Consider the following 13,411-nt stretch of genomic DNA (forward strand, 5'->3'; position numbering starts at 1 on the left):
CACTTCTTTTCCGGATGCGGCACCGTGGGGTTCAGTGCGGCGTCGACTGCCCGACCACGTCCGGGTCTTGCCGCTCGGCGGCGTAGGCCCGCCAGGACTTGGCCTCCGCGTGCTTGCCGAGCTGGTCGAGGAGATCGGCGAGTTCGGCGATGGCGCGCGGCTCGTGGCGGTCGGCGGCGGTGCGCCACCAGGATTCGGCCCCGACGGGATCGCCGCGCCGCAGCCGAACCATGCCGAGTTCGTAGGCGGCACCCGCGTGCCCGGCATCGGAGGCCTGCGCCCACAGTCCGCATGCCTGCTCTTCGTCGCCGCGGCGGTACATCGCGACGCCGAGGTCGTAGAGCGCACCGCGATACCCGGGGTCGCCCGACTGCCTGGACTCGCTCGCCCGGGGCGGGGCGTCGACCGGAGCGGGCCGTTCGTCGGACTGCGGGACTCCGTTCGGCACCGACGCCGTATCGGGAACCCGGGTACTCGGCACGCTCGCCGGGGGGCTGCTGTTCGTGTCCACCGGGTCGAGCTCACGGACGGGTTTCTCCGCTGCGGGGGACGTTTGCGACACCTGTCCGCCGAGCGGTGAGTTCGATTCTCGCTGGATGTGATTCGGCTCCGCAGCGCCGGAACTCGAAGGCGAAGTCTGCGCCGGGGGCTGGGTGTGCGTGCCGGCGAGGTCGAATGCGCGATATGGGTCCACCGTCGGACGGTTCGCGACCCGCGGGCTCGATCCGGAGTGCGGGCCGTCTGCCGAGGGGGAGGTGGTGGCCGGGACTCGAGTGTCCTGGGGGACGGGCCCGGACCCGGGAGGTGAGGTGCCTGTTTGGGGTTGGGTGTGTGTGCCGATGGGGTCGAGTGCGCTGGGGTCCGCCGCAGTTGGACGGTTCGCGACCCGCGGGCTCGATCCGGAGTGCGGGCCGTCTGCCGAGGGGGAGGTGGTGGGCGGGACTCGAGTGTCCTGGGGGACGGGCCCGGACCCGGGAGGTGAGGTATCTGTTTGGGGTTGGGTGTGTGTGCCGATGGGGTCGAGTGCGCGGTATGGGTGCGCGGTCCACGGATTCGCGACGATCGGGCTGGCTTCGGTGCTCGGGCCGTCCGCCGCGGGGCGCGTGGGTAGCGGAGCGTTCGGTGTGGGTGGCGTATTGCCGAGCAGCAGGCCGGTGCGGGAGCGTGCCGGGTCCTCGGGCGGGTGTGTATGTGCGACCGGAGGTCCGAAGGTTCCGTACGAGTCCGCCGCCGTTCTCTCGTGCGCGATCCTCGGATGGTGAGCGAGGTTCCGGGCGGGTACTTCGGACTCCGGCTGCGGCCCAGCCGACTGGGTGGTCGAGCTCGACGCAGGCTGCGCGCTGTCCGGGGCTCGGGAGCCGGGAGCGGAAGGTGGAGTTTCCGCAGTGGATCGTGTGGCGCGGGACGACTGCAGATTCACGAAGAGACTGCCTGCGCGGCGGGGCTGGGTCGCTTCCGTCGTTTTCTCGGCACCGCCACCGACGGCTGCCGAGGAAACCCCGGTGAGCCGTTCGGCCGCCGTCGCGGATGCGCTCGCGGCCGTAGCGGCGTCGATACGCGGAACGGGCATGGTAGGCGCGGTGGGCGGGCCCGCCGACGAGATCGCCTGCGGAATGGGCGGATTCATGCCGATCGGAGCCGTCGCGGGCGCGGCGGGAGCCGGAGGCTCCGGGGCGACCGGTGTGGGAGCGGTGGACAGTTCCACGACCAGGTTCGCGAAGTTCGGTGGTCCCTCGCCGATGCTGCACCACAGCACGACGCGACCGTTGGGCCGGTGCTCGACGACGATGCCGTAGTTGCCCGTCCACGACTTCTGCGTGCCGAATTCGTCCACCCAGACGGGGGTCAGTGTCACCAGGGTCACCGGCGCGGTGGGCGTGACGGCGAAGCTGACCCCCGCGGCCAACGCGTCGCTCCACGCGTCGACTCCGGCGAGTGAACGTCCGTGCAGGTCCAGATAGCCGTCGACGACCGACAGACCCATGCCGAGCCCACGCAGCCCTGCGGGCGGTGCGGCGGAGATCATGGTCAAGGCGATGGTGGTGGGCGCGGGGCCGACTTGCTCGGTGTACATCGGGTAGACCATGCTGCCGTGCCAGCGGATCGGATCCGCGCTCTGGTAACGCGCGGCCAGCGGCAGCTCTTCGGGCGTATTCCGGGCAGCCCACGACGAATACCGCTCGTTCACTGTCGCGCGCCTGCCTTTCCACCCGATCCCGACCGCCGCCCCCGCGCCGGGCAGCGGGATATACCGTACTCGCCGCGAACCGGAACTGCGCCGCGATCCCTGGCGGTAGGTAATGCCCCGAGCCCCAACGCTACCGGGTAGTTCACGCCATTTCCCAATGGTGCGTAGTGGCGAGCCGGGCGCGGAATCGGGCGGCGCACGCGTGTGCGGACCCTGTTGTCGATATCCGAAGCGAGGAGAAGGATCGCATCGGCGACGCCGCTGTCCCGCGCTGCCATGGGCGAACGGTCCGCTGCGACCGTCGCTCCCGGAACCGGCGGATGGAGTGCCTGTGGCGCTTAAGGGTGATCGGAGCGCTTTTCCGGAACGCCGAACAGCCGACCAAGCGCTTGCTACGCTCGATCGATGATCTCCACGGTGGTCTGGGGAACCGGCAACGTCGGCCGGGCGGCCATCCGGGCCGTCGACGCGCACCCCGCGCTGCGTTTGACCGGGGTGCTGGTGCACGATCCGGCGAAGGTCGGCCGCGATGCGGGCGAACTCGGCGGGCTGGATCGGGACTTGGGCGTCGCCGCGAGCGATGATGTCGGCGCCGTTCTCGGCGCACGCCCGGACGCGGTGGTCTACGCGGCCTCCGGCGACATCCGGCCGGACGACGCGCTCGCCGATATCGTGCGCGCGCTGCGCGCGGGCGCGGTGGTCGTCACCCCGGCTCTCTACGCCCTCTACGATCCGCGCAACGCACCGCCGGAGGTACGCGACCCGGTACTGGCGGCGATCGCGGAGAGCGGCGGATCGCTGTTCGTCTCCGGTATCGACCCCGGGTGGGGCAACGACGTACTGCCGCTGCTGATCAGCGGGCTCGGGAGCACGGTGGAGACGATCCGCTGCCAGGAGATCTTCGACTACTCCACCTACGACCAGCCGGACTCGGTGCGCTACCTGGTCGGCATGGGGCAGCCGATGGACTATCAGCCGCCGATGCTCGCGCCGTCGGTGCCGACCATGGTGTGGGGCGGGCAGATCCGGCTGATGGCACGGGCGCTCGGTGTCGAACTCGACGAGATCCGCGAGACGCTGGATCGGCGCTCCCTCGACGCCACCGTCACCACGACGTCCATGGGTGAATTCGAGGCAGGCACCCAGGGCGCCGTGCGTTTCGAAGTGCAGGGCATCGTCGCGGGGCAACCGCGACTGGTCGTCGAACACGTCACCCGCATCCATCCGACGTGTGCGCCCGATTGGCCCGTACCGGCCGATGGCGGCGCGGGCGCGCACCGGGTGATCATCGAGGGGCACCCGCGCATCGAAGTGACCGTCGAGGCGACCGACGAAGACGGCAACCGCTCCGCGGGCGGGAACGCCACGGCCGTCGGCCGCCTGGTCGGCGCAATCGACTGGCTGGTGGCGGCGAAACCCGGACTCTACGACGCACTGGATGTCCCGTTGCGTCCCGCCGTCGGCAAACTCGGAAGGAAGCACCCATGATCATCGACGTTCCCGAGGGCAAGGATCCGATCGGCTACGTCTGGGGTGAGATGGTCCCCGGCATCGGCGTCGCCGCCTCGAATTTCTCGCTGTCGGTGTACTCGCACAGCACGCTCGGCCTGCGTGAGTTCGAGGCGGCCCGGCTGCGCATCGCCCAGATCAACGGCTGTCTGTTCTGCATGGACTGGCGCACCGAACGCGACGGGGTGAAGGTCGAGCCCGAATTCGCCGACGCCGCCACGAACTGGCGCACCACCGACGCTTTCGACGAACGCACCCGGCTTGCCGCCGAATACGCCGAGCGTTACGCCACCGACCATCACAACCTGGACGAAGAGTTCTGGCATCGGATGCTCGCCCGCTACAGTCAGGCCGAAGTCGTCGAACTGAGCATGAGCATCGGCTCATGGCTGGCGTTCGGCCGGTTGAACCACGTGCTCGGCTTGGATTCGGTGTGCGTGCTGCCCGGCCATACCGGCAACCGGTGAACCGGCGCCGAAAACGCTAGACCGGCATTCTCGACACCCACGCGGGCTGCCCGTCGACCAGGCCCAGTTCGAACTCCTCGGGCGCGTCGAGCACGGCGCCGAGTTGGCGGAGCGCTCGATCGGCGGAGATTTCCGCCGGGAAACGGATGTATTCGAGGGTGGCGCCGGATATCCGGGCCCGGAATCGGTACCGGAATTCGACCTGACCCGCGTAGGTCAGCGCGATTCGACCCTGCCAGTCGATGTCGTGCCTGCCGTCGGATCGCCGGGTGAACGACACTTCCTGGTCGGCGACCGAGTCGTGCCCGAGCAGGTAGATGTTGAACGCAAGGTATCCGACGTCGTCGGCGTGCGCGAGGGGCAGCGGGTCGACCGTGAGGCGCTGCGGTTGTTCGGATTTCAGTCGAAAGGGCCGGCCCGGCGCCGCGGCGCGCAGGCCGGTGGCGTCGTCCTCGCCCCAGTACGTGGACGACAGCGTGCAGCTGTGATAGTTCTGCCACACGATCGGCGACAGCCAGTCCTCGCCGTCCTCCTCGCCGTGAGCGGGGTCGCGTTCGGCGTTGTACGCCGCGGAGCGCAGGTGCAGATCGAACCACAGGCTGCCGGCCTGGTCCATGCGGCCGGTCCACGCGAACTCCTCGATCGCGTGCCCTTCCGGCCACGGATTGCCCGGGAACACAATTCTCCCGGCGGGCGAAAAACGCACCAGGTCGGTCCTTTCCATGCCGACACACCCTAGCGACCGAGGCCGACAAACTCGATACGCCAGATCAGGGAAGCCGCGACCGGACCGGTCGTGCCTCAGGCGTTGGCCGGCGCCTCCTGCTCCGGCTGGTCGGCGGGCGGCTCGTCCACCGTCCGTTTCGGCCCGGTGAACCAGGTCCGAGCCGACGCCAGCCACCAGATGCCGATCGCGCCCACCACGCCGACCAGGGTGATCGGTGCGTAGTTCACGGTGTTCCAGGTGAATTCGCTGTGCCACGGATAGCCGCGGGCGTCGGTGGGCAGGATGAACAGGAAGCTGATCAGCACGATCCAGATCAACGCGACCACTCCGACCGGGCGATACCACGCGCCCAATCGCCATGGGCCGGTGCGGAATCGGCTCCCGTGCCGCTGCCGCAACAGGATCGGAATGCCGTAGGCGATGTAGAGACCGATGGTCGCGACCGAGGTCGCCGCGGCGTAGGCGGTCGGTGCGTTCGCCGCGGGCACCAGCATGGACGGAATCAGCAGCACGAACGCGAAGAACGAGATGAACAGCACCGCGTGCACCGGTACCTTGCGCGTGGAAAGCCGCGACCAGAACCTCGACCCCGGCACCGCGCCGTCCCGCGCGAACGCGAACAGCATGCGGGAAGCCGAAGTCACCGAGGCATATCCGCAGAACAATTGCGCGACCGCCGCGATGATCAGCAGCGAACCCGACCAGAAGCCGTTCAGCGAGTTCTCCAGGATGTAGATCACGGGATAGCCGCTGTTCTTCGCGGGATCCAGCGCGTCGTCCAGATTCGGGATGGCGAACGTCACCGCCATGATGAGCAGATATCCGGCGATCGCCGACACGACGATCGTGTTGATGATCCCTTTGGCCGCCATCCGCGACGCGTCGTGTGTTTCCTCCGACATATGCGCGGAAGCGTCGTAGCCGGTGAAAGTGTATTGCGCGTGCAGCAGGCCGAGCAGGAAGCTGAACGCGACCCCGCCGAATCCGATCGCGCTGTTGTCCACCGTCTCGGTGAAGACGAATCGGGCACTCTGGTGGTGTTCCGCTCCGAAGCCGAGGACGACCACGAAGATCGCCACACCACCCACGTGCCACCACGCGGACACATTGTTGATCACCGCCGACAGATGCGGGCCGATCACGTTCAAGACGGCGTGCAGGACCAGGATGGCGGCGAACACCAGGAAAATCGCGGTGCGGTCGGTGCCGATGTCGATTCCGACGACGTTCAACACCACGGTGGTGAAGATGGCGGCGCCGTAATCGATCGCCGCGGTCACGGCGATCTGCCCGATCAGGTTGAACCATCCGGTGAACCAGCCCCACACCGGTCCGCCCAGTTCGGCGGCCCACCAGTACAAGCCGCCGGAGGTCGGGTAGGCGGAGGCCAGTTCCGCCATGGCGAGTCCGACGAACAACACCATGAGCGAGACCAGCGGCCACCCCCAGGCCATGGTGATCGGGCCGCCGTTCGCCAGACCGATGCCGTAACTGGCCAATCCGCCGGTCAGGATGGACACGATCGTGAAGCTGATGGCGAAATTCGAGAAACCCGACCATGATCTGGCCAGTTCCTGCTTGTAGCCCAGTTCGGCGAGCCGACGTTCGTCGTCGGAAGGGGGTCGGATCTCGGTCATGTCGTGCTCCCGGGTCAAAACGCTGCCCTCATACCGCGTTTGCCAGAAGATCAGTGTGAAGTACGGATCGGTCACCCGCAGCGCAACCAGCAAATTCGTGGAACGGTGGCCCACGCGGCCGCCGGGTGGACGCCGAACGTAGCGTGAAGCCATGAGCGAGCGACTGGTGGTCATCGGCGGTGACGCGACCGGAATGTCGGCGGTCTCGCAGGCGCGCCGGATGAAGGACGCCGGCGCGCTGGAGATCGTGGTCTTCGAACGCGGCGGGTTCACCTCCTACTCGGCCTGCGGCATTCCGTACTGGGTCGGCGGTCACGTCGTCGACCGGGATGCCCTGATCGCCCGCACGCCCGAGGAACATCGGTCCCGCGAGATCGACTTGCGGCTGCACACCGCGGTCACCGAGATCGATGCCGAGCAGGCTCGCGTGCGCTATCGCGACCGGGAAACCGGCGCGTCGGCATGGATGTCCTACGACCACCTCGTCATCGCCACCGGCGCCCGCCCCGTCCGGCCGCGGCTGCCCGGTATCGACGCGAACGGTGTGCACGGTGTGCAGACGCTCGACGACGGGCAGGCGCTGCTCGACACGCTGGAGCGGGCGCGCGGCAACCGCGCCGTCGTGGTCGGGGCCGGTTACATCGGCGTGGAGATGGCCGAGGCCCTCATCCGGCGCGGCTACGACGTCACGATGGTCAACCGCGGCTCGGAACCCATGTCCACGCTCGACCCCGACATGGGGGCTCTGGTGCGCGACGCGATGTGCGGAATGGGCGTCAAGGTGGTCGGCGACGCCGAGGTGTCCGAGTTCCGGACGGATGACGACGGCCGGATCGCCGCGGTCGTCACCGACACCGCGGAATACCCGGCCGACGTGGTGGTGCTCGGCATCGGCGTGCGCCCGGAGACCGAGCTGGCCCGCGCCGCCGGTCTGCCGCTGGGGGAGTACGGCGGGCTGCGGACCGATGTCGCCATGCGGGTACGCGGGCACGAGAACATCTGGGCGGGCGGCGATTGCGTCGAGGTGCTGGACCTCGTCTCGGGCCGGGAACGCCACATCCCGCTCGGCACCCATGCCAACAAGCACGGTCAGATCATCGGCGCGAACATCGGCGGGGGATACGCGGTCTTTCCCGGCGTCGTGGGCACCGCGGTCAGCAAGGTCTGCGAACTCGAGGTCGCCCGCACGGGTCTTCGGGAGAAGGACGCCAGGGCAGCGGGCCTGCAATACGTGACCGTCGCGGTCGAATCCACCAGCCGCGCCGGCTACTACCCGGACGCGGCGCCGATGACGGTGAAAATGCTCGCCGAGCGGCTCACCGGACGCTTGCTCGGCATCCAGATCGTGGGACGGGAGGGCGCGGCCAAGCGCGTCGACATCGCCGCGGTCGCGCTGACCGCCCGGATGACCGTCGAGCAGATGACCATGCTCGATCTCGGTTACGCACCGCCGTTCTCCCCGGTGTGGGATCCCGTTCTGGTGGCAGCGCGCAAGGCCGTCACCGCTGTGCGCAAGCGCGGGTAGCCCGCTCAGCCGAAGATTTCCAGCAGCTCGGTCTTGCCGAACATGACCGCGGCGTCGCGGGCCGACGGGGTGCCCGCGTCGGGGTCGGCGCCCGCCGCTGCGAGTTGTCGCACGATCTCGCTCTCGCCCTTGAAAACCGCCCCGGCCAGCGGAGTCTGGCCCTTGTCGTTGGCACGGTCCGGATCGGCCGACCGTTGCAGCAGCGCCGCCACGGCATCGGCGTGCCCGTGGTAGGCGGCGAGCATGAGCAGGGTGTCGCCCGCGTCGTTGGTGAGGTCGACCGGCACGCCGGCGTCCACATAGGCGGCCAACCTCGCGGTGTCTCCGCGCCGAGCGAAGTCGAACACCTTGGCGGCCAGTTCCAGCAGTTCCGGGTCGATCTCGTCGGTGCTCATCCACTCACTCCTGTCCTGGGCCGCGTGATCAGCGCGCCGCCGCCGACTTTCCGAGTTGTTCCCGCACTATGCGCAGATCGTCGACGAACGCTTCGTAGGCGGCGGTACGGTCGGGCGCGCGCAACACCGACGAGGGGTGCACGGTGGCGATCGCGCGGAAGTCGGCCGTCTCGACGACCTCGCCGCGGCGTGCGCTGACCTTGAACGCGGGACCGAGCACCGCCTGCGCCGCGATCGCGCCGAGGCACACCACCAACCGCGGACGCAGCAGATCGAGTTCGGCGTCGAGCCATGCCGAGCAGGCGACCACCTCGGTGCGGCCGGGTTGCTTGTGGATGCGCCGCTTGCCGCGCTCCACGAACTTGAAGTGTTTCACCGCGTTGGTCAGGTAGACCGCGTCGCGGTCGATGCCGACCTCCGCCAGCGCCCGGTCGAGCAGCCGCCCCGCCGGACCGACGAACGGATGGCCTGCCACGTCCTCCTGATCGCCGGGCTGCTCGCCGATCAGTACCACGTCCGCGTCCTGGGGCCCCGCGCCGAACACCGTCTGCGTGGCATGGCGGTAGAGATCGCACCCGTGACAGTCGCAGGCCGCTTGCCGCAGCCGCGTCAGATCCGCGTTCTCGGGGACGTACATCGCGGCGCCGGGCGCCTTCGTCACCATCGGCCGACCTCCTCTGCCCCTCGTGCTGGTGGCGGCTTACCCGTTTCCGCAGCCCTCACGCGACAGTCGCGAATCTGCCTCCCATGTGGTGAACGAGCGGACCCGGGTCGGTATAGTCGCCGCGGATGAGTAGTGTCACCGCCACCGCCGGAACGCCGATGTCCCAGAACCGTCGACTCGCGCGCGTGCTGCGCCCGGCGCCGGTTCTCGCACTCGCGTTCTCCGCGTTCTGTCTGCTGACACCGGTCTGGCCGTTCCACAAGATCACCGGCGGGTTCATCGACCTGCAGGTGTATCGCCTCGGCGTGGACGCCATGCGGCACGGCGCCGACATGTACGGGCAATTGCCGCAGACCACCATCGGAGCGGGTCTGCCGTTCATCTACCCGCCCTTCGCCGCGCTCGCGCTCGGCCCCTTCGCGATGCTGCCCTGGGACGTCGCCGCGTTGAGCTTCTTCGTCTCGTCGGTGGCCGCGTTGGCCCTCACGCTCTATCTGGTGGCGCGGCGGGTGTGGCCGGACGAGTCGCAGCGCCGGTTGGCGGTCTGGGCCACCGCGTGCGCCACTCCGCTGGGGCTGCTGCTGGAGCCGATTCACTCCACGCTGGACTTCGGTCAGGTCAACCTGTTGCTGATGGCCCTGGTCGCCGCCGATTGCCTCACCCACAAGTCGCGCTGGCCCCGGGGCATGCTGATCGGCGTCGCCGCCGCGATCAAGCTGACGCCCGCGGCGTTCGTGCTCTACTTCCTGGTCCGGCGGGACTACCGCGCGGCCGCGACCGCCGCGGTCACCGGCGCGGCCGCCACGGTGCTCGGCTTCGCGATTCTGCCGAAGGAGTCCGTCAAGTATTGGTTCGGCGGCCTGGGCAACGTGTCCGGGCTGAGCGGTTCGGCATTCCACACGAATCAGTCGATTCAAGCGGTGTTCTCTCGTTTCGAAACGCCCGAGCCCGCGTTCACCATCATCTGGTTGATCCTCGGCGCGTTGCTGCTCGCGCTGGTGGTCACCGCCATGCGCCGAGCCGCCGACTTGCCCGCGCTCGCGCTGTCCCTCAACGCCGTCTTCACGCTGCTGGTTTCGCCGATCTCTTGGTCCCACCACTGGGTGTGGATCGCGCCCGCGTTGTTCGCCATGGTCGGTCACGCGTCCCGCCTGCCCGGCAGGCGGGCGATCGGGTGGTGGGTGACGTTCGTGGTGACCGCGGCGATATTCGTCATCGGCCCGCACAACTGGCTGCCCGACGGCGAGCACCGGGAGACCGCGTGGACACCCTGGCAGCATTTCATCGGCAACACCTACGTCTGGTTCAGTGTGGCGCTGGTCGTGCTGTTCCTGGTCGCCCGCAGGCGGAAGGTCGCGGGCGACGGGAGCCCCGCCCGCGAGGAACCGGCCCCCGCGTCCGAGGCCCCGCCCTCAGCGCTGTCGGCGCGCTGAGGAGCCGCGGCGGTCTCCGTCGCGTCAGCCCATGCCGGGAGCGGACGGCGCGACGAAGAGGAAGCTCTTCTCCTCGACGCGCTGCTTGATCCGCCACTGTCCGTCCACGCGGACGAACGCGTCGTGGTACCAGAGACCGCACAGCATCATCGTCGGCGGTCCGTCGCCGCCGGACACGAGCATCGGGTTGTGACACATCGTCCGCCCGGTGGCGGTGTCACCGTCGACCCGGATGGACGAGTTGCTGATCAGGTGTTGGAAGGCCGGGAAGTTGGGCAGGACGGCGGCCAGGAACTGCTTCGTCGCCGCCAGATCGCCCACCGATCCGCCCATGGCCGAGTAGTCGATGTGCGCGTCCGGGGTGAACACCTCGTCCAGCAGGTCCCACTGTCGAGTGTCGACCGCGTGCGAATACCGCACCATCAGGTCTTCGATCTCGAGTCGATCCGAAATCTCCTGCAACGACAGCATGCCTGCCTCCCGATTGACGTCGATACCGGGTAGATGCCACCAGGATTCGGCGTGCGAGGCAAGGTCCGCGCGGTCAAGCCTTGCGCGGCAGGATGTTCAGCACGAGTGTGAGCCCCGCCACGATGCTCACACAGGCCACGAGCGTGGTGAACGCCGATTGGGTGAGCGCGGCGATGCCGATCGAAAAGGCAAGGCACGTGGTCAAAGCTAGCGCGCCGGTTCCCGGTTCCACACCGGCGATGCGGGTTGGTCGGTGATCCGTCATTGCTATGTAATACCCACCGCAGCCCGTTACGAAACCGTGATGCCGACTGATTTTCCGCCGGGGCGTGCCAGCAGGTCAGCGCCCGATGGCGGCTCGGGCAGGATCGAGTCGTGACCGTCGCTGTGCAGACCCTCCTCGATGAGGACGACATCCGTTCCGCCAACGCCCTTTTCCGCACGGCCATGGTGGGCTTGCCGCCGCTGACCCCTACCGCGGAGCTGTCGGAGCCCGGTCGCACGCTCGGCGCCTACATCGATGGCGAACTGATCGGTACCGCGGAGTCCTACACCAGCAGGCTGGTCGTCCCCGGCGGCGCGCGCCTGCCGCACGCGGCGGTCACCCACGTCGGAGTGCTGCCGACCCACACCCGCCGCGGGGCGCTCACGGCGTTGTTGCACCGTCAGCTCGCCGACATCGCCGAACGCGGCGAAGCGGTCGCCACGTTGCGTGCGTCGGAGGGCGCGATCTACGAACGGTTCGGCTACGGGATCGCCAGCTCGTTCGCGCGGGTGGAGTTGCAGCGCCGTCGGGCCCGGCTGCGTGACACGGTGGCGGCGTCCGGTCCGGTGCGTTTCATCGACGGCGCCGCGGCGTGGAAACTGCTGCCGCAGATCTACGCGACGGCCGACGTCGCCTGGACCGGCGCTGTCGATCGGCCCGAATACTGGTGGCGGTTGCAGGAATTGCTGAGCACGGAGCCGAACTACTGCCTGGTCCACGGCCCGGCCGGCGCCGAGGACGGGTTCGTCCGCTACCAGCCGGTCGATCCGAGGAGCTGGCTGTCCCGGCCGGAAAAGCAGGTGGTGATCAACGATTTCGTCGCGACGACGCCCGCGGCGTATCGCGGGCTGATCCGCGGGCTGATGTCGATCGACCTGGTCGATACGTTCGTGTTCCCGTTCCTCGCCTTGGACAGTCCGCTGCGCCACCTGCTCACCGACGAACGCGCGGTGCGCGTGCTGTCGACCAGGGACGAGACGTGGTTGCGCCTGGTCGATGTCGGGCACGCGCTGGCGCGGCGCACCTATCGCCAGGCCGCCGCGGTCGTGGTGGAAGTGCGGGACCCGATCCTGACGGCGAACTCCGGCCGCTACCGGATCGCTGTCGACGGCGTGCGACGAGTTCGGGAGAACCGGGATCTCACCACGAGTATCTCCGAGCTCGCGGCGGTCTATCTGGGCGGAACGACATGGCGCGAACTGGCTTTCGCGGGACGTGTCGACGAACATCGTCCCGGTGCGGTCGCGGACGCGGACGCGCTGTTCGCCACCGACTCGTTGCCGTTCTCGGGGACCTTCTTCTGAGCGCGAGGCAGGCGTACAGTACGTACGTACGGTTTGGTAGCGAGCCTCGGAGTGGCCTATGTGGGATCCTCAGCAGTACCTCGCCTTCGACGATCACCGGTCCCGCCCGTTCTTCGACCTGCTGAGTCGGGTCGCCGCGGCCGAACCGCGGGTGGTGGTGGACCTGGGCTGCGGTCCCGGGCATCTCACGGCGGTCCTCGCGCGGCGCTGGCCGGGCGCGATCGTGCGAGCGCTCGACTCGTCGCCGGAAATGGTCGCGGCCGCGCGAGATCGTGGCATCGATGCGACGCTCGGGGCGGTACAGGAATGGCAGCCGAGCGCGGAGACCGATGTCGTGGTCTGCAACGCCGTCCTCCAATGGGTGCCCGGGCATCCGGACTTGCTGGCTCGGTGGATGCGAGAGCTTCCAACGGGCGCGTTTCTGGCCGTGCAGGTGCCCGGAAATTTCGACGCGGCCTCGCACCGGGCGATCCGCCAGGTGGCCGCTCGCGACGATTGGCGCGACAGCCTCGGACGAGCGGGCATCCTCGAGCCGAGGGCGGTGCTCGATCCCGCCGGATACGCCGACCTGCTCGCCGCCGCGGGTGGGGCGGTCGATGCCTGGGAGACGACGTACCTGCAACGCTTGAGCGGAGAAGATCCGGTGCTCGAGTGGGTCACCGGCACGGCGTTGCGGCCCGTGCGCGGGGCCCTCGATGACGCGCAGTGGCGGGAATTCACAGCGCAACTCGCCCCACTGTTGCGCAACGCCTACCCTCGACGCGCCGACGGCACCACTTGGCTGCCCTTCCGGCGAGTCTTCGCCGTCGCCCAGAAGCGATAGGCC

Annotated in this window: 13 protein-coding genes; 6 read left to right on the forward strand and 7 right to left on the reverse strand. The window is 68.8% G+C overall.

The annotated features are described in order from the left end of the window. Window positions 1–31: 31 nt before the first annotated feature. A complete protein-coding gene (locus tag ACL03I_RS12410; RefSeq protein WP_412805961.1) occupies window positions 32–2,188 on the reverse strand; it encodes a tetratricopeptide repeat protein in 2,157 nt (718 codons plus the stop codon). Window positions 2,189–2,593: 405 nt separating this feature from the next. Here ACL03I_RS12410 and ACL03I_RS12415 point away from each other — a divergent pair, with 405 nt between their 5' ends. Further along, on the forward strand, window positions 2,594–3,676 hold the full coding sequence (locus ACL03I_RS12415; RefSeq protein WP_355075279.1) for an NAD(P)H-dependent amine dehydrogenase family protein: 1,083 nt from the start codon (window positions 2,594–2,596) through the stop codon (window positions 3,674–3,676). Then, window positions 3,673–4,164: a carboxymuconolactone decarboxylase family protein gene (locus tag ACL03I_RS12420; RefSeq protein ID WP_412805962.1), complete on the forward strand. Its 492-nt coding sequence runs from the start codon at window positions 3,673–3,675 to the stop codon at window positions 4,162–4,164. Before ACL03I_RS12415 ends, ACL03I_RS12420 begins: the two co-directional genes overlap by 4 nt. 16 nt (window positions 4,165–4,180) lie before the next feature. On the opposite strand, the gene ACL03I_RS12425 is transcribed toward ACL03I_RS12420, so the two are convergent. Then, window positions 4,181–4,888 carry a hypothetical protein gene (locus ACL03I_RS12425; RefSeq protein ID WP_364432317.1) on the reverse strand — a complete coding sequence of 236 codons (708 nt, stop codon included), beginning with the start codon at window positions 4,886–4,888 and terminating at the stop codon, window positions 4,181–4,183. 77 nt (window positions 4,889–4,965) lie between these two features. Further along, the gene (locus tag ACL03I_RS12430; RefSeq protein ID WP_364432320.1) at window positions 4,966–6,528 is read right to left on the reverse strand and encodes an amino acid permease; all 1,563 of its coding nucleotides are present in this window, start codon (window positions 6,526–6,528) and stop codon (window positions 4,966–4,968) included. A gap of 151 nt (window positions 6,529–6,679) precedes the next feature. On the opposite strand from ACL03I_RS12430, the gene ACL03I_RS12435 reads away from it, so the two are divergent. After that, a complete protein-coding gene (locus ACL03I_RS12435) occupies window positions 6,680–8,053 on the forward strand; it encodes an FAD-dependent oxidoreductase (RefSeq protein ID WP_412805963.1) in 1,374 nt (457 codons plus the stop codon). A gap of 5 nt (window positions 8,054–8,058) precedes the next feature. Here ACL03I_RS12435 and ACL03I_RS12440 read toward each other — a convergent pair whose 3' ends face one another. After that, the gene (locus tag ACL03I_RS12440; protein ID WP_355075288.1) at window positions 8,059–8,448 is read right to left on the reverse strand and encodes an ankyrin repeat domain-containing protein; all 390 of its coding nucleotides are present in this window, start codon (window positions 8,446–8,448) and stop codon (window positions 8,059–8,061) included. Window positions 8,449–8,476: 28 nt separating this feature from the next. Continuing rightward, entirely contained in the window at window positions 8,477–9,112 is a 636-nt protein-coding gene (locus tag ACL03I_RS12445; RefSeq protein ID WP_397074959.1) for a UdgX family uracil-DNA binding protein, read from the reverse strand. A 125-nt stretch (window positions 9,113–9,237) separates the two neighbouring features. Between ACL03I_RS12445 and ACL03I_RS12450 the strand changes: the two genes are divergently transcribed. Then, window positions 9,238–10,545 carry a glycosyltransferase 87 family protein gene (locus ACL03I_RS12450; RefSeq protein ID WP_412805964.1) on the forward strand — a complete coding sequence of 436 codons (1,308 nt, stop codon included), beginning with the start codon at window positions 9,238–9,240 and terminating at the stop codon, window positions 10,543–10,545. 24 nt (window positions 10,546–10,569) lie between these two features. On the opposite strand, the gene ACL03I_RS12455 is transcribed toward ACL03I_RS12450, so the two are convergent. Next, complete coding sequence (locus tag ACL03I_RS12455; protein ID WP_364432333.1) at window positions 10,570–11,016, reverse strand: nuclear transport factor 2 family protein; 447 nt, start codon at window positions 11,014–11,016, stop codon at window positions 10,570–10,572. 73 nt (window positions 11,017–11,089) lie between these two features. Next, window positions 11,090–11,281, reverse strand: a complete 192-nt coding sequence (locus ACL03I_RS12460; RefSeq protein WP_355075296.1) for a hypothetical protein — start codon at window positions 11,279–11,281, stop codon at window positions 11,090–11,092. A gap of 110 nt (window positions 11,282–11,391) precedes the next feature. Here ACL03I_RS12460 and ACL03I_RS12465 point away from each other — a divergent pair, with 110 nt between their 5' ends. Further along, window positions 11,392–12,585, forward strand: a complete 1,194-nt coding sequence (locus tag ACL03I_RS12465) for a GNAT family N-acetyltransferase (protein ID WP_412805965.1) — start codon at window positions 11,392–11,394, stop codon at window positions 12,583–12,585. Window positions 12,586–12,643: 58 nt separating this feature from the next. Continuing rightward, window positions 12,644–13,408: a trans-aconitate 2-methyltransferase gene (locus ACL03I_RS12470; protein WP_355075297.1), complete on the forward strand. Its 765-nt coding sequence runs from the start codon at window positions 12,644–12,646 to the stop codon at window positions 13,406–13,408. The last annotated feature ends 3 nt before the right edge of the window (window positions 13,409–13,411 follow it).

It is taken from the genome of Nocardia sichangensis, from assembly GCF_047200615.1.
GTDB lineage: Bacteria > Actinomycetota > Actinomycetes > Mycobacteriales > Mycobacteriaceae > Nocardia > Nocardia sichangensis.

What these genes read in the sequence shown, in the direction of transcription:
- ACL03I_RS12455 (WP_364432333.1), bottom strand. Translation starts at nt 11,016, where the DNA reads ATGCTGTCGTTGCAGGAGATTTCGGATCGACTCGAGATCGAAGACCTG.
- ACL03I_RS12470 (WP_355075297.1), top strand. Translation starts at nt 12,644, where the DNA reads ATGTGGGATCCTCAGCAGTACCTCGCCTTCGACGATCACCGGTCCCGC.
- ACL03I_RS12415 (WP_355075279.1), top strand. Translation starts at nt 2,594, where the DNA reads ATGATCTCCACGGTGGTCTGGGGAACCGGCAACGTCGGCCGGGCGGCC.
- ACL03I_RS12445 (WP_397074959.1), bottom strand. Translation starts at nt 9,112, where the DNA reads ATGGTGACGAAGGCGCCCGGCGCCGCGATGTACGTCCCCGAGAACGCG.
- ACL03I_RS12425 (WP_364432317.1), bottom strand. Translation starts at nt 4,888, where the DNA reads ATGGAAAGGACCGACCTGGTGCGTTTTTCGCCCGCCGGGAGAATTGTG.
- ACL03I_RS12420 (WP_412805962.1), top strand. Translation starts at nt 3,673, where the DNA reads ATGATCATCGACGTTCCCGAGGGCAAGGATCCGATCGGCTACGTCTGG.
- ACL03I_RS12440 (WP_355075288.1), bottom strand. Translation starts at nt 8,448, where the DNA reads ATGAGCACCGACGAGATCGACCCGGAACTGCTGGAACTGGCCGCCAAG.
- ACL03I_RS12435 (WP_412805963.1), top strand. Translation starts at nt 6,680, where the DNA reads ATGAGCGAGCGACTGGTGGTCATCGGCGGTGACGCGACCGGAATGTCG.
- ACL03I_RS12450 (WP_412805964.1), top strand. Translation starts at nt 9,238, where the DNA reads ATGAGTAGTGTCACCGCCACCGCCGGAACGCCGATGTCCCAGAACCGT.
- ACL03I_RS12430 (WP_364432320.1), bottom strand. Translation starts at nt 6,528, where the DNA reads ATGACCGAGATCCGACCCCCTTCCGACGACGAACGTCGGCTCGCCGAA.
- ACL03I_RS12460 (WP_355075296.1), bottom strand. Translation starts at nt 11,281, where the DNA reads ATGACGGATCACCGACCAACCCGCATCGCCGGTGTGGAACCGGGAACC.